General features: G+C 26.8%; 14 protein-coding genes. 9 read left to right on the top strand and 5 right to left on the bottom strand.

All coding sequences use genetic code 11. The annotated features are described in order from the left end of the window. Nucleotides 1–320: 320 nt before the first annotated feature. A complete protein-coding gene (locus Q0K52_RS00855; RefSeq protein ID WP_297295494.1) occupies nt 321–1,427 on the bottom strand; it encodes a hypothetical protein in 1,107 nt (368 codons plus the stop codon). Nucleotides 1,428–1,685: 258 nt separating this feature from the next. On the opposite strand from Q0K52_RS00855, the gene purH reads away from it, so the two are divergent. From purH to Q0K52_RS00825, 6 genes are all read left to right on the top strand, one after another. Beyond that, a complete protein-coding gene (gene purH, locus Q0K52_RS00850) occupies nt 1,686–3,215 on the top strand; it encodes a bifunctional phosphoribosylaminoimidazolecarboxamide formyltransferase/IMP cyclohydrolase (RefSeq protein ID WP_297295492.1) in 1,530 nt (509 codons plus the stop codon). A gap of 674 nt (nt 3,216–3,889) precedes the next feature. Beyond that, the gene (locus tag Q0K52_RS00845) at nt 3,890–6,142 is read left to right on the top strand and encodes a BspA family leucine-rich repeat surface protein (RefSeq protein ID WP_297295490.1); all 2,253 of its coding nucleotides are present in this window, start codon (nt 3,890–3,892) and stop codon (nt 6,140–6,142) included. A 127-nt stretch (nt 6,143–6,269) separates the two neighbouring features. Beyond that, nucleotides 6,270–6,680 carry a rhodanese-like domain-containing protein gene (locus Q0K52_RS00840; protein ID WP_297295487.1) on the top strand — a complete coding sequence of 137 codons (411 nt, stop codon included), beginning with the start codon at nt 6,270–6,272 and terminating at the stop codon, nt 6,678–6,680. 75 nt (nt 6,681–6,755) lie between these two features. Then, complete coding sequence (locus tag Q0K52_RS00835; RefSeq protein ID WP_297295485.1) at nt 6,756–7,499, top strand: copper homeostasis protein CutC; 744 nt, start codon at nt 6,756–6,758, stop codon at nt 7,497–7,499. A gap of 151 nt (nt 7,500–7,650) precedes the next feature. Further along, complete coding sequence (locus tag Q0K52_RS00830) at nt 7,651–8,364, top strand: AzlC family ABC transporter permease (protein WP_297295483.1); 714 nt, start codon at nt 7,651–7,653, stop codon at nt 8,362–8,364. A gap of 4 nt (nt 8,365–8,368) precedes the next feature. After that, nucleotides 8,369–8,701, top strand: a complete 333-nt coding sequence (locus Q0K52_RS00825; protein ID WP_297295481.1) for a branched-chain amino acid transporter permease — start codon at nt 8,369–8,371, stop codon at nt 8,699–8,701. Nucleotides 8,702–8,706: 5 nt separating this feature from the next. Here Q0K52_RS00825 and Q0K52_RS00820 read toward each other — a convergent pair whose 3' ends face one another. The 4 genes from Q0K52_RS00820 to Q0K52_RS00805 are packed head-to-tail and all read right to left on the bottom strand — an operon-like array spanning nt 8,707 to nt 11,640. Further along, on the bottom strand, nt 8,707–9,486 hold the full coding sequence (locus tag Q0K52_RS00820; RefSeq protein WP_297295479.1) for a YdcF family protein: 780 nt from the start codon (nt 9,484–9,486) through the stop codon (nt 8,707–8,709). A 15-nt stretch (nt 9,487–9,501) separates the two neighbouring features. After that, nucleotides 9,502–10,023 carry a signal peptidase I gene (gene lepB / locus Q0K52_RS00815; protein WP_297295477.1) on the bottom strand — a complete coding sequence of 174 codons (522 nt, stop codon included), beginning with the start codon at nt 10,021–10,023 and terminating at the stop codon, nt 9,502–9,504. A gap of 17 nt (nt 10,024–10,040) precedes the next feature. Then, on the bottom strand, nt 10,041–10,610 hold the full coding sequence (locus tag Q0K52_RS00810) for an NUDIX domain-containing protein (protein ID WP_297295476.1): 570 nt from the start codon (nt 10,608–10,610) through the stop codon (nt 10,041–10,043). After that, nucleotides 10,594–11,640, bottom strand: coding sequence for a hypothetical protein (locus Q0K52_RS00805; protein WP_297295475.1), 1,047 nt, complete (start codon nt 11,638–11,640; stop codon nt 10,594–10,596). Before Q0K52_RS00805 ends, Q0K52_RS00810 begins: the two co-directional genes overlap by 17 nt. 236 nt (nt 11,641–11,876) lie before the next feature. Here Q0K52_RS00805 and dnaG point away from each other — a divergent pair, with 236 nt between their 5' ends. The 3 genes from dnaG to guaA all read left to right on the top strand — a co-directional run bounded on the left by dnaG (nt 11,877) and on the right by guaA (nt 18,143). Continuing rightward, the gene (dnaG, locus tag Q0K52_RS00800) at nt 11,877–13,697 is read left to right on the top strand and encodes a DNA primase (RefSeq protein WP_297295474.1); all 1,821 of its coding nucleotides are present in this window, start codon (nt 11,877–11,879) and stop codon (nt 13,695–13,697) included. Then, nucleotides 13,694–15,460 (top strand): RNA polymerase sigma factor RpoD, encoded by a 1,767-nt coding sequence (gene rpoD, locus Q0K52_RS00795; RefSeq protein WP_297295473.1) that lies wholly within the window; start codon nt 13,694–13,696, stop codon nt 15,458–15,460. The genes dnaG and rpoD overlap by 4 nt, the downstream gene beginning before the upstream one ends. A gap of 1,138 nt (nt 15,461–16,598) precedes the next feature. Then, nucleotides 16,599–18,143 carry a glutamine-hydrolyzing GMP synthase gene (gene guaA / locus Q0K52_RS00790; protein WP_297295472.1) on the top strand — a complete coding sequence of 515 codons (1,545 nt, stop codon included), beginning with the start codon at nt 16,599–16,601 and terminating at the stop codon, nt 18,141–18,143. Nucleotides 18,144–18,606 lie beyond the last annotated feature (463 nt).

Below are 18,606 nucleotides of genomic sequence, written 5' to 3'. Positions count from 1 at the left end.
TTTTATTTCTTCGTCTGTTAAATTAAAATCCATATTATTATTATACAATATATTAAAAAAATTGACAAACTTAAAAAATTTTCAGTATACACTGAAATTATTTTTGTATCATAATAATTTAATATAATTTTTATAAAACATTAAATAATACTTAATTATTTATTAATTATAAATCTTTTTTAAGTATATTACTATATTTTACAATAAAAGCAATTTATTATTATATAAGTTTTAAATATAAAAAATCAAAAAATAGTAAAATAATAGCGATAAACTAGGGAATATACTATAGTTTATCGCTATCAATATTAAATTATTAATTATTTTTTTACAGGAACTAAATATGTAAAGTCAAATTGCAATGTTTGATCGTATCTTATACCTATTTGATTTTTTTCATTAAGGAATAATCCATTAACAAAACCAAGTCCCAAAACTATTCCATTATCAAATACAAAGTCTTTCTTTATATTAAGTCCGAAATAGAAAGGCACTCTATAGAAAGGATCTCCTTCAACGCTGATAAATTTATGTTTTTTATTGATATACCAGCCAGAAACAAATATTATAGGTTCTATTTCAAACCAAGTTTTAACAGGTATTGTACCTCTCAAGAAAAGTCCATGTCCGAATACTCCAGGCTCATTATCTCTGTCTGCTAAATTATAAGAAGCCATATAAAGTATAGTTAAATAATAACTATTAAGACCTATAGCACCTACATAGTTTTCAGTAATAGCTGGTGTTCCTGGTACAAATGGGTATTCATGTCCTCCATTATGCCAATAGTGAACAGCTGCATAAGGTGTTGCTATATCATGAACAAAATCCATAGCATAAGTAAGTCCGACATCAAATCTTTCTCTATGTTTAGCATTATGCTGTATTTGCCAATTCATATATATTTCACCTTTTCCTCCTTTAAACCATTCAAAGGAAGCACCGTATTCATAATAACCATGGGTAAAAGGTTCATTATATTTATACTCTTCAGGACCTTTTGATATTAAAGTATTATCCGGAGTAGATCTAACAACTGGAGTCATATCCATTAAAGGATCTCTTATTGGTGATGGTAAATTATGTCCGCCTGTCATAGTACCTATTCTCAAAGATATATATTCATTTGATAATTGTGTAGTTACTATAGGAAAAACCCTTATACCTTGAGGGAATTCAAATGTAAATGGAAAAAATACTGAAGCTCCTACTCTTAAAGTAATAAAATCGTTAAATTTTATATCAAAAGCTCCTTCAGTAAAATTTTCAAAATATGTTAATGTAGTCCTTGTATCAGTCCATAAAGTATTTTCAGCATTATATGCATAAGAACTTGTAAATAATCTAAAGTCTACAGTTACAGCAGAATATAAGTTAAAAGATATTATTATAAAAGATATAATAAAAAATTTAATGAACGGTTTCATAATAAGCCTCTAATTTTTATTGAATTTATTGAATTAAATAATATGAAGATTCATTTTAACATAGTTAACATAAAATTACAATTATGATAACTTGATAAAAATAATTACTTGTTTAAATAAACTTGTATAAAGTTATGATAGTTTAAACATTTTTTACTTTTAATAGTTTTCAGTAATTTTTAATTACTCTTTACAATAACACATTTTATATTATAATTGTTTCATTATTTTATAAAAACTATTACTAGGAGTTGTGCAATGATTAAAAGAGCATTGATATCTGTATTTTATAAAGACGGAATATTAGATTTTGCTAAATTCTTGACTTCAAAGAATGTGGAAATAGTTTCTACAGGCGGAACTTATAAATATTTGAAAGAAAATAATATACCAGTTATAGAGGTTGCTGAAGTTACAGGAGCTAAAGAAATGCTTGACGGCAGAGTAAAAACTTTAGACCCAAAAATACATGGAGCAATACTTGCTATAAGAGATAATCCTACTCATATGGAAACTATTAAGGAAAGAGGTATAACTCCTATTGATATGGTTATAGTTAATCTTTATCCTTTCTTTGAAAAAGTACAAGATGATAATTTGAAATTTGAAGAAAAGATTGAATTTATTGATATAGGCGGACCTACTATGCTTCGTTCTGCTGCTAAGTCTTTTAAAGATGTTGTTGTTATAAGCGATGTTAAAGATTATGATTTAGTAAAAAATGAAATGGAAAAAGGCGAAGTTAGTTTTGAAACAAAAAAATATTTAGCTTCTAAAGTATTTAATTTGACTTCTGCTTATGATGCTGCTGTTTCAGAGTTTATGTTCAATTCATTAGAAAATAAAGAAGGCAAAAAACTTAATTATTTGAATATGTCTTATGCATTAAAAGAAGAATTAAGATACGGAGAGAATCCTCATCAGGGAGCAAGTTATTATGTTTCTACTACAGATAAAGGCTCTATGAAAGATTTTGAACAATTAAACGGAAAAGAACTTTCATTTAATAATATTAGAGATATGGATATAGCTTTAAAAATAGTATTGGAATTTGATGAGGCTAAAAAAGAATATGCTTGTTCTGCTATAAAACATTCTACTCCTTGCGGTGCTGCTTTAGGTTCTAATGTATTAGAGGCTTATAATAGAACTTATGAATGCGATCCTACTTCTATATTCGGAGGAATAGTAGCTTTCAATAGTACAGTAGATGAAGCAACTGCAAAAGAACTTATAAAAATATTCTTGGAAATTGTTATTGCTAAAGACTTTACTCCTGAAGCTTTGGAAGTATTAAAAACTAAAAAGAATTTAAGAGTTATAAAATATAAAACTAATAGTAATGATAAGATCAATCTTGTTAAAATTGACGGCGGATTACTTGTACAAGATGAAGATACTACTTTAATAGAAGATTATAAAGTTGTAACAGAGAAAAAGCCTACTGAAGAAGAAATGAAGAATTTAATATTCGGAATGAAGGTTGTAAAATATGCTAAATCAAATGCTATAGTAGTAATAAAAGACTTTATGGCTAAAGGTATAGGAAGCGGACAAACTAATAGAATTTGGGCTTGTGAAGATGCTTTAGAGCGTGCTGGTGATGGAGTTGTAATGGCATCTGATGCATTCTTCCCATTCAGAGATGTTGTTGATGCTTGTGCTAAATACAATATTAAAGCTATAATTCAGCCTGGCGGATCTATAAGAGATCAGGAATCAATAGATGCTTGTAATGAACATGGTATTGCTATGGTATTTACTGGAATAAGACATTTTAAACATTAATTATTTTTATAATTTATAATAAAATAAAAGTGAAGTTAATTTTTATTAGCTTCACTTTTTTATTTAATATATACCAAAACAACTATAGTTTGTCAAAAAATAGTTTTTATGTTTTTATTATTTTCGGGGACTAGCCCCCGACCCCCCCAGTTCTTTTGTTGGCACAAAGAACCAAAAAGACTGCATTTTTAGTCTAAATTCAGATTATATTCTACATTTAATACATATATTTTAAATATAAAGTTCTAGCAATTGCATTTTTTGCAACTTTTTTGTGCGTCAAAAAAGTTGATGATAATTATATAATGTGTAATAGTCGGCAAAATGAAATCGTTTCAGTATATACTGAAAATTTTTAAGTTTGTCAAAAAATACAATTTTGAATTTACGTTATTTGTGGGGACTAGCCCCCACACCCCTACTTCTTTTGCCGATTAGGCACCTACTTGGTGGTGACCCAAAGAAGCTATATCCTCGACAGGCTCGGATACGCTTCGCGAAATGCTATATTTTTGCTCAAATTAATAACCTGTCTTACATGTAAAACAATTTTAGTATGATTTAGTACTAATTTTATCCTTGCACTTTTTGGTTCTTTTTGCGGCGGGAAAAAGAACAATAAAAAAATTGACAAAGTTAAAAATTTTAAGTATATAATATTTTAAGGATTTACTATGCATAAAAAGTTCAAACCAAATAATACAAAAGAATTAAAATTATTAGTTGATGATGAAAGTATTGATTTAAATGATATTGATACAAGCCTTATCACTAATATGACAGATTTATTTAAATGTTCTAATAGAAAAAATTATGATGGTATTGAAAATTGGGATACTTCAAATGTAGAAAACATGCATGGTTTATTTTCGTTTAATAGTTATTTTAATAATGATATAAGTAAATGGAATGTTTCAAAAGTTAAAATTATGTCCGAGATGTTTCATTTTGCTTTATGTTTTAATCAGCCTTTAAATGATTGGAATGTTTCTAATGTAGAAAGTATGAATATGATGTTTCAGTCGGCTAAAGAGTTTAATCAAAGTTTAGATAAATGGAATGTTTCTAAAGTAAAAAATATGAGAGGAATGTTTGCTGATGCATTGAAATTTGATAATGATATTAATAATTGGAATGTAATCCATGTAGAAGCAATGGATGATATGTTTAATGGTGCCTTAGAATTTAACAAGCCTTTAAATAAATGGAATGTATCTAATGTTGAAAGTATGAATAAAATGTTTGCAAATACTAATAAATTTGATCAGGATTTAGATTCTTGGGATATTAAAAATCTTTATTCAATGAATTATATGTTTGAAAATTCATTTATGTATAAAAATAATAAAATTTCATTGAAGTTTCAAATTTACTCATACTGTTTAGAAAATAATAATGAAGAAGCTTTATCAGAGCTTTTAAAAAATAATGATATCAAAAAAATATATTACAGCATTAATACAACTAATAATAAAAAAATAATGCTTTTTCGTAAAAGATTAGAAAACGATTATTATAATGAATTAAAAGAAATTTCTAATGATTTTAAAACTATAGAAGAAGCAGAAAATTATATAGAAAATAATTACGATAAAAAAGATGAAAAGAAAGTTAAGTTTATAGATGATTTAAATATTGAAGAAGTATTTACTAAAGATAAAACAAAAACAGTTAATATCAAAGTTATAAAATATATATACTTATCCTATTTAGCATTAAAGAGAGATGTTTTTAAAATAGTATTAATAGATAATATTATAAATCTATTAGACACAGAATCATTTATAAAAGCTTTAAGACAAATATATATATCTTCCAAAAAAGAAACTTCAGCTATAATTTACGGGATATATGGAGGAGATGAAGCTGTAAAAGAAATAAATGAAGAAGAAAAATATTCTAAACTTTTACTTATAATATTATCATTTCATAAAGAAAGCGATTATGCTATGAATTTATTATGCAATGTATTTAGATATAATGAAAGAGATGATATACAGAAAATAGCAGATGCTATATTGCATGAAGCTGCTTTAATGAGAAATTTAACTGAAGATGATATAATATTTAAACTTATACCCAATTTAGGATTTGATAAAAATGGTGAAAAAATTATAGAAGATAATAAATATAAATTAATTATTAAAGATAATGAGGCAGAGCTTTTTGATATTGAAAAAAATAAAATATTAAAATCATATCCGAAAAATATGACATCTGATTTGAAGGAAAAAATTAAATATATAAAAAAAGAAATTTCATTTACTATAAAAAATCAGAATTTTAATTTAATAAAACTTTTAATGAGCGGTAAAAAATATCATTACAGCTTTTTTAAAGAAATTTTTATTGATAATGTTTTAATGAATAAATTTGCTATTAACTTAATTTGGAATATGCATATTGAAAATAAAGTTTATACTTTCAGATATTCAGGCGACGGAAGCTACAGCAATGAAAATGATGAAAGTATTTTTATTGATGAAAACAGTTATATAAATTTAGCAAGTCCTTATGAAATGGAAAAAGAAACTATATCAAAATGGAAAAATCAGCTTAATGATTATGAATTGTATCAGCCAATAATGCAGTTTAGCACTATAAATATAGATGATTTAAATAAAACACTTAATAAATTAAAAGTAATAGAAACAAATTACGGACTTTTAAAAAGATTCATTAATAAATATGAAATGAAAACCAATTTTCTTAATACCAATACAATTAATAAATATTCTTTTTATGATTCTATGAGTAAAGAGTATTTTTGCATTGATACTAATATATCATATTATGCCTTAACTGATGATAAAGTTACTATTAAACCTTATTTTATAAAAAATGATAATTCAGAAGTAAGTGAAAGATTTATTTATACTTGGCTTATATTTTTAATATGGGAATTAAATTTGCAGTATATGTTTTGATAACTATACTTTTTAATCAACTATAAAATTATAAAATATTATTTAAAAAAATTTTATAGTTTTATTATGTATTGATATTTACTCACTATATGATATAATAATTCTATATACATACAGAGGGTATAACATGAATAATACTTTAACATTAATAATAGGACTTATACTAACTTTTATAATATTAAGTACTGTAAGAAAAATTATTTTTGATATAAGAAGCAAAGGAAAATTTAAGAATATAAATATTAATGATGCAGTTTCACTTTATAAAAATAATAAAAATATTGGCTTAATAGATGTAAGAAGCTATGCAGAAGTTCAGCAAAGCGGATATATAAAAAACAGCATAAACATTGCATTAGATGATTATAAATTTGAAGAAAAAATCTCAAAATTAGATAAAAACAGAGAATATATAGTTTACTGTGCAAGCGGCAGCCGTTCTGGTATGGCCTCTATGCGTATGTATAAATTGGGCTTTACTAATATTAATAATCTTAAAAATGCAGGATATTTTCAGCTTTCATCAGCTTTAAAATAAAGCACCTTTACAATTAACAGTTATCTAGTATAATTTATATATCTTTATATAAATCAAAACTTTAAGGGGTATAATATGGAAAATAATATCAAAATAGAAATATGCGTTGATTCTGTAGAATCATGCATTAATGCAGAAAAAGGCGGAGCCGACAGACTTGAGCTTTGCGGAAATATGTTTGAAGGCGGTACTACCCCTAGTTTTGGAGTTTTGGAATTAGCAAGAGAAAAAGTTAATAAGCCAATATATGCAATGGTGCGTCCTAGAGGCGGAGATTTCTGCTATAATGATATCGAATTTGAAATAATGAAAAAAGAAATAAAATTAATGAAAGATTTAAAAATTGACGGAATAGTATTCGGCATATTAACAAAAGAAGGAAAAGTTGATAAAGAAAGATGTTCTAAATTATTAGATTTATGGGGAAGCAGTAAAGCAACTTTCCATAGAGCTATAGATGTAAGTATTGATTTAAATGAAGCATGCGAGGATATTATATCACTTGGTTTTGAGAGAATACTCACTTCAGGCGGCGAAGCTAATGTTATGAGCGGTATAATAAAATTAAAAGAATTAGTAGAAAAATATAATGATAAAATAATAATAATGCCCGGAAGCGGAATAAATGAAAGAAATATTGAATATATAAAAGATACTGTAAAAGCTAATGAATATCATATGACAGCAAATAAAACAGTTAATAGCATAATGGAATACAGAAATGAAAATGTATTTATGGGTGCCGCTTTAAGACCTCCAGAGTTCAGTATTAAATATACTGATGAAAATAAAGTAAAAAATATAAAATCAAAACTATAAAAATCATATTGACATAAATATTTTTTTGATTATCTTATTTCTGAAAATTTATTTAAAATTTTTGAAAAACTTTTGTTTGTAAGTAAATACATCTACAGATTTAAATAATTTTTAATAATATAGAAATTTTATATAAATAGTAAAAAATATTATGAATACTAAAAAACGAGAAATCATATCATCTTTAAAATATGCATTTCCTTATACTATACCTGTTCTTGTAGGGTATATATTTTTGGGTATGGCTTATGGTGTTTTAATGAAAGCTAAAGGTCTTGATACTTGGCTTGCAGTTTTTTTAAGTTTATTTGCATATTGCGGAAGCATGCAGTATACAGCCATTAATTATTTATTTTTAGCACCTTTTAATCCTCTATACGCTTTTATACTTACATTAATAGTTAATTCAAGAGTAGGATTTTATGGTATATCTCTTATATCAAAATTTCAAAATACAGGTATTATAAAGCCTTATTTGATATATACTTTAAGTGATGAAACTTTTTCAATACTATGCTCTGCAGATATACCAGAAAATATCAATAAAAATGCATTTCTTTTCTTTGTAGCTTTTATAAATCATATATATTGGAATATAGGTACATTGTTAGGCTGTTTAATCGGCTCTTTTATAACTTTCAATACTAAAGGGCTTGATTTTGTATTAACTGCTTTATTCGTTGTTATATTCGTAGAACAATGGCTTGAAAGTAAGGATCATAGAGGTGCCGTGATAGGTCTTATTTGTTCAATACCTATTTTAATATTTAAAACTAATATATTTATAATACTTGCTATGGTACTAATATTGATATCTATAAGCGTAATGTACAAATATGATAAAACAGAAAGTATAAACGGATAAAATTATGACAAATAAAGAAATATTAATAACTGCTTTGATGATTGTAATTGGAACTGCCTTTCTTAGGTTTCTTCCTTTTCTCATAATAAATAAATCATTATCTGAAAATAAATATATACAGTTTTTAGGTAAAATACTGCCTTATTCTATGATAGCACTTCTTGTAGTATATTGTCTTAAAGATATTAATATAATAAAATTTCCTTATGCTATACCGGAATTAATATCTATAGCAGTTATAGTAATATTGCATGTAATAAAAAGAAATGTATTAATAAGTATAGGAGTAGGAACTGTACTGTATATGTTTTTAGTACAAGTAGTATTTATAAGTTAATAAAATTAAGAATATAGAGGATTAGCTTCTCTTATCATAAATTCTTTTTTTAATTCTATAAATGCCTTCATAACATCATCTGGTATATCAACATGAACAATAAAATCTTTGCCGTTAGGGCCGTAACCATTGGCATCATCATTAAGCCTATATATTTCTCCCATTAAAAGATTTATATATCTATTTATATCCCACATTCCAAAAATATCTTTATCATAAACAAGTTCATTATCTTTACATATAACATTAACTTTATATACAGCATAATTTATAATCAATATATCTTTAGTAACATATTTTCTTAATGCCGCTTCCATACGGTACTGCATAGAAGAATCTTGAGAAATAATTATATTTTTGAAATTTATATTATTTTCTTTTAATAATTTAAGCAAATATGTTATATTATTGCCGCAATTAGTTGATTCCAATTCTAAAAGATCAGCCTTTAAATCATACTTTGTATTTATATAATTATTAAATATTTCTGCTTCTTTTAAATTATTTAAATCAATATTAGAAAGCTCTTTACTCATTTTATTTCTCAATGTTTCTGTAGTATGACCGGCACCGCCTACTATAATATATTTTTCTGCTATATTGTTTTTTATTGCCTCAGCTAATATATCGCCACCGCATATAATACTTCCGCCGAATAAAACCATAACATCAGCTTTATCAATATTATATTTATTATAAAGTTCTTCCTTTGTTAAGGATTCAATATCTCTTTTACCGCAAAAATTTGATAATATATTAATATAATCTGCTATATTATTAAGCATCATAAAAACCTAAATTTATTTATTGTGATGAAATATATTACTGAATAGCTGAAATCTGCTTTTAGGGCTGAATATAAGTATTACCTGCCCTTTTATACTATCTTTATCTATGAATCCGAAATATCTGCTGTCTTCGCTCACATCTATATTATCGCCTAAAACAAAATATTGATCGCTTCCTACTATATAAAGTCCGTCATCTTTATCAGAAAAAATATAATATTCATGCTCTATAAGCTCATCATTCAAATATAAGCCGCCGTCTTTTATTTCTACTTTATCGCCTTCTATTCCTATAACTCTTTTAACTAAATTACTTCCTTCATGATTAAAAACTATAACATCAAAATTCTTAACACGATTAAAAATAAAGCTCTTTTTAAGAAGAAGTATTTCATCTCCTTCAAAAAAAGTAGGCTCCATAGATTTATTAGTAACTATATAAGTATCAAAGAAAAATAACCTAATAAATGCTGCTAAAAAGATAGCAGTAAATGATGCTAATATAATCTCTGCAATCTGTTTCTTACTTGTCATAGTTGAAATAATTATATTTATTTGATATTTTGAATATAGTATAGTAAAGCCTCTTTAGCTGATTCAAATGCTATATTATCTATATTTATTTCATTTCTTTTTAAAAATATAACATTAGAAGCATCATCATTAGCCTTAACATTTGGAGTATAATCTAATTTTGAATAAAAGAATATATCAGACGTTACATACATTAAGCCGTCATATATATATTCATTAGATCCGCTTATAAGAAAATCTATTTTTTCTAATTTTATGCTTGTTTCTTCCAAAACTTCTCTTTTGGCAGTATCTTCAACCCTTTCATAAGGCTCGCAGAACCCGCCAGGCATATCTATAAAGCCTTTTTTAGGATTAATTCCCCTTTCAACAAATACTATACCAGATGGAGTTTCTATTATAACTCCAACAGCAGATGCCGGATTAATAAAATAAGTTCTTCCGCATTTTGAACATGTGAATATCTTTATATTATTAAATGATAAAGAATCTTTTTCCCCGCAATAAGGACAATATTTAAATTGATGTTTAATATGTTCTTTTATTTTTAAAGCTTTTTCAAATTTATAATCAATATGTTCTTGCATAGTTTTTATTAATATAATATGATGCTATATTTTTTACATTACAAATATATACATCAGACTGTGCCCAAATACCAAAAGGTGCCTTTTCAAATGAAATATTATGAGTATCTATGACATTAACACTTTCATAGCTGTAGTTTTTAGGATCAACATTATAAAAATCATAAATATAATAATAATCAACATTCATATCTTTCATTCTTTCATCTATAAGAGTTTCCATTTCTTCTATAGTGTTTGCAACCATATAATAAGTAGATACAAAAGTTCTCCTTTGGCATTTACCTAAACCCTTAACAGTAACATTCCACCATTTTGGAGGCTTTATTAACATATTTGGTTCATTTAAATTAACAGTAGTAAATCCGTATATATGCTTAAGATTATTTATAATATCATAATAATCAAAAACATATTCATCTGTTTCAGAACAGCCTTCATCTGCAACTATAGAAGACAAAGAATAATGCAAATGCTCATAATCGCCTATAAATGAAGCATCATCATTCAAAAGTCTGCATGATTCAAGAATATGGTTAATTTTATTTATATTTTTATATGAAGTATGAATTTCTATTTCTTTATCCAAATTTATGAAAATTTCAAACTCTGTAAGCTCGTCTATAACTCCGAATCCAACGTATCCGCATTCAATCCAAAGTTCATTATACTTTTTGAACACCTTTCTAATTTCATTTAATGAAACATCAGGATCGCTCATAAGTACATCATAATCCCTATTAACATCTTCACTAATACGCTCTATAACTATTGTGCCATAAGACGGAAATAGTTTTAAAAGCTTCAAATATAATGAAGAAATCTTCTCCGATGATACTGAGATTCTATAGTTGTATAAATCTCCATTATCAGTGTTTTTTAATTCTATTTTAGTCCCTTCCTTGGGATAAGCATATTCGCTTAGTACTATGCCAAGCGGAATATAAAATTTATCAATAATAATCCTTTTTGATTTTATATTGTTTAAGATCCTTCTTCTCCTCTCGCTCTTTTCAAAATAATTAATCACAATATTTCCTCAAACAAAATTGATTTCACTATAATAATAAAAAAACGAATTTTGTCAAGTAATAAATAACTAAAATAAATCGAAATAAATTCATATATTTTTTAGTTTTTTTACTATAATTACTTGACTTTTTTTTAAATATTTTTATATTTATGCATATTTATTTATAGGTATAATCTGTATTTTTTGCTATATATATCCGATTAATATTATAGATATTATTGCTTGAGTTTATTGTGGATAACTTATTTATTGAAAAATTAAACAATCTATTATCAAGAGTATCTCTTATTGATATATTAAGGGATCGATATAAAGTTGTACCAAGAGGCGGAAATAAATACACCGTTCAATGTCCTTTTCACAAAGATGGTCAGGAAACTAATCCTTCTATGTCTGTTGATGATGATAAAGGTGTGTATAAATGTTTTACCTGCGGTGCAAAGGGAAATGTTATAACCTATTTAAAAGAAAAAGAAAATATGTCCTTTAAGGATGCAGTTAAATATCTTGGTAATAGATTCTCAATAGATGTTACCGATTTCTTTTCTGCAAAATCCTCTCAAAAAGAGAAAATATACTTAGAAAGCAGAAGAATAAACAGAATAGCCTGCAATTTTTTTGGAAAAAGTCTGCTTTTAAAGGATAAAAATGGAAATTATTTCTATAAAGAAGCAGTAAAATATTTAAAAAACAGAAAAATACCTTTTAGTATAATAAAAGAATTTAAAATAGGATATGCTCCTCCTAGTTGGAATGCACTTATTAACGCTTTAAGCGATAATAAAATTACTGTAAATAACATGAATATACTAGGTTTGGCTAGTGTAAGTAAAAATAATCCTAGCCATTATTATGACACATTTGTTAATAGAGTAATGTTTCCTATTATAAATGAAAGAGAAGAAGTTATAGGTTTTGGAGGAAGAAGTATAGACGGTAAAGAACCTAAATACTTAAATTCCAAAGAAAGCCTTATTTTTAAGAAAAAATCTTCATTATATGGCATAAATATAGCTAAATCCTATATAATGAAGCAAGATGAAGTTATTCTTGTTGAAGGATACATGGATACAATAGCATGCCATAAAATGGGCATAAAAAATGTAGTAGGCACATTAGGCACAGCTATTACAGAAGAACATGCTAGAGAGATAAAAAAGTATACAAGCAATGTAGTTTTAGCATTAGATAGCGATGAAGCAGGTCAGAAAGCTTCTAAAATGGCAATATTGACGCTATTGAAGTTTGACTTAAAATTGACTATACTTTCTATACAAGAAACTAAGGATTTAGATGAATTTTTTACAGTTTATACAAAAGAGCGGTTTGATATACTATATAATAATAGATTAAATTGGTACGATTTTATTGTAGAGAATAGAATAAAGAAAGATATTTCTTCTATATCTATAGAGGAAAAGTTAGATGTTATTAATGATTTTTATAAGTATTTAGATGTTGTAAAAAGCGAAACAGAGAAGCAGATGATTATAGCTCATATAGCTTCTAAACTTTCTATAGATAGGGAGGCTTTTAACAAGGATTATTTACGCATACAGAAAACAAATCAGTATATCTCAAACGCAAATAATAATAAAATTAAAAATACAAATAACAAATTTTACTATGAAAATAGTTTAATATATTTACTTGCTCTAAATCCTTCTTTGATTAAAGAGGCTGAAAGAGAAATTAGTGTTGATCTTATTAAGAAAGATATAACAAGGGAATTTTATATAAGACTCTTAACTCTTAATAAAGAAGCAAGCGTTGAAGATGCTCTTAATGTATTGGGAAATGAGCATATAGCTAATCAGATTTTAAGCAAGAAAAAACTATATAGTGAAAATATATATGAAAAGTTGGAGGAGCTTATTATTAGAATTAAAAGCGGCTACATAGACTCTAAAAGGCAAGAGGTTTTAGATAATAATACTGCATTAAACAACACTCTTGAAAGTAATGATGGATTTGAGGCTATTTGTGCAAAGGCTCGCGAAATACATTTACTTAATAAGCAAAAAGAAAAATTACATCAAGGAAGTGATTTATGATGAAAGAAGAGGATTGCGATCTTTTAATTAAAAATAATGAAAAGATTCGAAAATTGCTTGAAAAAGGTAATACTAATAAATATCTTACTTTCAAAGAGATTAATGGTGCCATAGATAATATGGATACTGACGTAATGGATATACTTTTTCAGTTATTAACTGCTAGAAAGATTGCCATTGTTGAAGATAAGAGAGAATTTGAAAGCCTTTCTAAAAATCAAAATAAAATTGATGATACTACAGCTAAATTTATACATGTAGAGGATAAAGTAGGAAATAATGATGACCCTATAAGACTTTATCTTAAAGAAATCGGAAAGGTTAATTTGCTTACCCACGAAGATGAAGTGGATTATTCTAAAAAAATTGAATCCGGCGAAACAGATATAGAAAATATTATATTAAATACACATCTTGTTGTAGGTGAAGTACTTAATACAATAAAAAATGTACAGGTTGGAAAGGTTTCTATACATGAAATATTAGAACCTCCTAGAATCTATAATGTTTCTACTCAGGAAAAAAGAAAATTAGAAAGAAAGTATAAAAACTTTGAAAAAGAATATGTAGCATTAGCTGAAAAATATCTTGCTTTAGATAAAAGAATCAAAAAAATAACTACACAAAAAACAATAAAATCTCTTACTAAAGAACAAGAAGAAGTTAAAGAGAATATAGTTAAGCTTTTGAGTAAAGTAAGATTAAATAGAATGGAAATAGACAGAATAGCTGAAAAACTTAAATTCTATTTACACAGAATCAACCAAATAGAAGAATACTTTGAAAAACTCAAAAAAAGATACTATAAAGAAATATCAGACTTTGAAAATTATTATAAAGAAATAGAATCAGGAAATAAAGATATTTATATACGTCTTGTAGATGAATTTAATATCACTCCTGAAGCTATAGAGGCTGTTATAACAAGTTTCCATAAAGCTCAAGTTCGTATGGCTAATATATACGATGAGGTTCGTATAGATAAAGAAACTTTAGTTGAATGGGTACGTAAAATAGACTCTTCAAGAAGAAAAATTGCTCAAGCTAAAGACCATATAGTTAAAGCTAATTTGAGACTTGTTATTGCAATAGCTAAAAAGTATGTTAACAGAGGTCTTCATTTCTTCGATTTGGTTCAGGAAGGAAATATTGGTCTTATCAAGGCAGTAGATAAATTTGAATACAAAAAAGGTTATAAATTTTCTACTTATGCTACTTGGTGGATACGTCAGGCTATTACACGTTCTATAAGTGATCAAGCTAGAACAATAAGGGTTCCTGTTCACATGATAGAACAAATAAACAAGGTTCAAAGAGTATTAAGACAGTATATGCAGCAGCATGGCAGAGAGCCTTCTATTCAAGAGATAGCTAAAGCATTAAGCTGGCCTGAAAGCAGAGTTAAAAGCGTAAGAAATGTAGCTAAAGACCCTGTATCTTTGAATGCTCCTATAGGTGATGAAGAAGACACTATTTTAGGAGAACTTATAGAAGATAAAGAATTTGAAAGTCCTCAAAATATAACTACTTTCAAAATCTTAAGAAAACAAATTGACTCTATATTAGACAGTTTGCCAGACAGAGAACAGAAAGTAATAAGAATGCGTTTCGGTCTTATTGACGGATACAGCCATACTTTAGAGGAAGTTGGATATGTATTCAAAGTTACAAGAGAACGTATACGTCAGATAGAGGCTAAAGCTATAAGAAGATTAAGAGCTCAGTCAAAGAAAAAAGAATTAAAAGATTTTCTTGATTCTTAATTAATATTTAAATTAAAAAATTTCAAAGGAAGCAGGAAACTGCTTCCTTTTTGTATATACTAAAAATTTTTAAGTTTGTCAATTTTTTTGTTGTTCTTTTTCCCGCCGCATACGCTCTGCGGACTTCGTCAAAGAACCAAAAAGTGCAAGGATAAAATTAGTACTAAATCATACTAAAATTGTTTTACATGTAATATAAATTATCAATTTAAGCTAAAATATAGCCCTTTTGCTTCTTTGTGGCAACAAAAGAAGTGGGGTATGGGGCAAAGCCCCATATATTAAAAAGAAAATATAATTTTAATTTTGACAAAATATAGTTGTTTAGGTATATACTAAGAATTTTTAAGTTTGTCAACTGATACACTTTATATCAATGTTATCTACTTTTTTGCCGCATACGCTCTGCGGACTTCGTCAAAGTAGCTATATCCTCGACAAGCTCGGATACGCTTCGCGAAAACGCAATTGCTAGAACTTTATATTTAAAATATATGTATTAAATTTAAGGTATAGCCTAGATTTAAACTAAAAATGCAGTTTTTTTGGTTCTTTTATACCAATACTTACAGTACTTCCTTCGGTCGTAAAAGAAATGGGGTGCTACAAAGTACGCAGAGCGGTGGGCAAAGCCCCAGATATAAAAGCAAAAATATAAATTTATTTTTGACAAAATATAGTTGCTTAAGTATAGAAAACTATAAATTTAAAAAAGCTTGGGCGGGCATGCTTTTTCTGTATGAGTATAAAAGATAAACAAAATTAAAAATTCAAATTAAATAAAAAAGAATAAAGGGCGGGGAATATAAATAGATTTTTAGCTTTATTCTAATCCCCCACCCTTTTATATTTAATACTTAATTTTGAATTGATAATTTTATTTATACTTATTGCTTTAATATAAATTATAGCACCCACCCTAGTTTTTTTTAAATTTGCTGTGCTAATTAACGCACGATTAATATTTTATTTCCAAATAAGAATTATAAATAAAACAACTTTCATTATACAAAAAATCAGCTTACCGTGCGAAATAAAAAATTTTTATATAAGTATTATGATAACTATTAATTGAAATTTTATTATTTTGATGTAATATTAAAAAATTCATAGTTTATTTTTTATAAAAGAGGAATATATGCAAAATAATATTGATAAGGTTTTAATACTAGATTTCGGTTCTCAGTTTACACAGCTTATTACAAGAAGAATAAGAGAATTAAATGTCTATTCAGAAATTCACCCATTCCATGTTTCAATAGATTTTATAAAGGAATTCAATCCTAAAGCTATAATACTTTCAGGAGGCCCTTCAAGCGTATACGAAGAAGATGCCCCAAAAGTAGATAAAGAATTATTTGAACTTGGAATTCCTATACTAGGAATATGTTATGGTATGCAGTTAATAGTTTATTCTATGGGCGGAAAAGTTGAAAGTGCTGAAAAACGTGAATATGGAAAAGCTGAAATTGAAATTACTAATCATGAAAGCATATTTAAATCATTTGGTAAAAATAATATTGTGTGGATGAGTCATGGAGACAGTATTAAATCTATTCCAGAAGGCTTTGAACTTATAGCAAAAACACCTAATACTGAACTTGCTGCTATAGAAAATAAACAAAAAAATATTTATGCTATACAGTTTCACCCTGAAGTAGTTCATACAAATAATGGTATAAAAATTATAGAAAATTTCTTATTTGATATTTGTAAATGTGAAAGAAATTGGAATATGGGGTCTTTTATAGAATATGAGATAAAAAGAATAAAAGAAACTGTAGGCGATAAAAATGTAATATTAGGACTTTCAGGAGGAGTTGATTCTTCTGTAGCTGCAGTATTAATAGAAAAAGCTATAGGAAAGCAATTAAAATGTATATTCGTTAATAACGGACTTTTAAGAAAAGATGAAGATAAAAAGGTTGTTGAAGTATTCAGAGATAATTTCAATATCGATTTGATTTATGTTGATGCTTCAAAAAGATTTTTAGATAAATTAGCAGGTGTTACAGATCCGGAACAAAAAAGAAAGATAATAGGACATGAATTTGTAAGCGTATTTAATGATGAAGCTAAAAAGATTGAGAATGTAGGATTTTTAGCACAGGGCACACTTTATCCAGATGTTATAGAAAGTGTATCTTTAAGAGGAAGCTCTGTTGTTATAAAAAGCCATCATAATGTAGGCGGACTTCCAAAAGATATGAAATTTGAACTTTTAGAACCTTTCAGAGAATTATTTAAAGATGAAGTTAGAGAAATAGGTTTAGAATTAAAATTACCTGAAGATATAGTATATAGACAGCCTTTCCCAGGTCCTGGTTTGGCAGTAAGAATATTAGGCGACATTACAGAAGAAAGAGTAAAAATACTTCAGGAAGCTGATGATATAGTAGTTAATGAAATAAAGAAAGCAGGACTTTATAGAAAATTATGGCAGTCTTTTGCTATACTTCTTCCTGTAAAAAGTGTCGGCGTTATGGGTGACGGCAGAACTTATGAACAAGTTTGTGCTATAAGAGCTGTTGAAAGTGTTGATGCCATGACAGCTGACTGGGCTAAAATTGATTATAATGTTTTGGGTATAATATCAAACAGAATAATAAATGAAGTTAAAGGTATTAACCGCGTTGTTTATGATATATCTTCAAAACCGCCTGCAACTATAGAATGGGAATAAAAATTAAATAAAATTAATGAACTATTATATAGAATGGAGTTATTATTTTTTAATAGCTCCATTTATTTTTATAGTAAGCGGTTTGACAAAGTTAAAACTTTTTAGTATATACTGAAACAATTTCATTTTACCGACTACTGCACATTATGTAATATTATCAACTTTTTTGCCGCACACGCTCTGCGGACTTCGTCAAAGTTGCTTATATCCTCGACAAGCTCGGATACGCTTTGCGAAAACGCAATTACTAGAACTTTATATTAAAAATATATGTATTAAATGTAGGGTATAACCTAGATTTAGACTAAAAATGCAGTTTTTTTGGTTCTTTTATACCAATACTTACAGTACTTCCTTCGGTCGTAAAAGAACTGAGAGTTCGGGGGCTAGTCCCCGAAAATAATAACAATATAAAAAATAAAATTGGCAAAATGTAGTTGTTTAGGTATATATTAAAATCATT

Source organism: uncultured Brachyspira sp., from assembly GCF_944390845.1.
GTDB classification, from domain to species: Bacteria; Spirochaetota; Brachyspiria; order Brachyspirales; family Brachyspiraceae; genus Brachyspira; species Brachyspira pulli.
Note: the sequence above shows the minus strand (reverse complement) of the source record. Positions and strands in the feature narration are given on the sequence as shown.

Coding starts and splice junctions, on each gene's coding strand:
- Q0K52_RS00825 (WP_297295481.1), top strand. CDS start 8,369: ATGACAAATAAAGAAATATTAATAACTGCTTTGATGATTGTAATTGGA.
- Q0K52_RS00840 (WP_297295487.1), top strand. CDS start 6,270: ATGAATAATACTTTAACATTAATAATAGGACTTATACTAACTTTTATA.
- Q0K52_RS00835 (WP_297295485.1), top strand. CDS start 6,756: ATGGAAAATAATATCAAAATAGAAATATGCGTTGATTCTGTAGAATCA.
- lepB (WP_297295477.1), bottom strand. CDS start 10,023: ATGACAAGTAAGAAACAGATTGCAGAGATTATATTAGCATCATTTACT.
- guaA (WP_297295472.1), top strand. CDS start 16,599: ATGCAAAATAATATTGATAAGGTTTTAATACTAGATTTCGGTTCTCAG.
- purH (WP_297295492.1), top strand. CDS start 1,686: ATGATTAAAAGAGCATTGATATCTGTATTTTATAAAGACGGAATATTA.
- Q0K52_RS00855 (WP_297295494.1), bottom strand. CDS start 1,427: ATGAAACCGTTCATTAAATTTTTTATTATATCTTTTATAATAATATCT.
- rpoD (WP_297295473.1), top strand. CDS start 13,694: ATGATGAAAGAAGAGGATTGCGATCTTTTAATTAAAAATAATGAAAAG.
- Q0K52_RS00820 (WP_297295479.1), bottom strand. CDS start 9,486: ATGCTTAATAATATAGCAGATTATATTAATATATTATCAAATTTTTGC.
- Q0K52_RS00810 (WP_297295476.1), bottom strand. CDS start 10,610: ATGCAAGAACATATTGATTATAAATTTGAAAAAGCTTTAAAAATAAAA.
- Q0K52_RS00830 (WP_297295483.1), top strand. CDS start 7,651: ATGAATACTAAAAAACGAGAAATCATATCATCTTTAAAATATGCATTT.
- Q0K52_RS00845 (WP_297295490.1), top strand. CDS start 3,890: ATGCATAAAAAGTTCAAACCAAATAATACAAAAGAATTAAAATTATTA.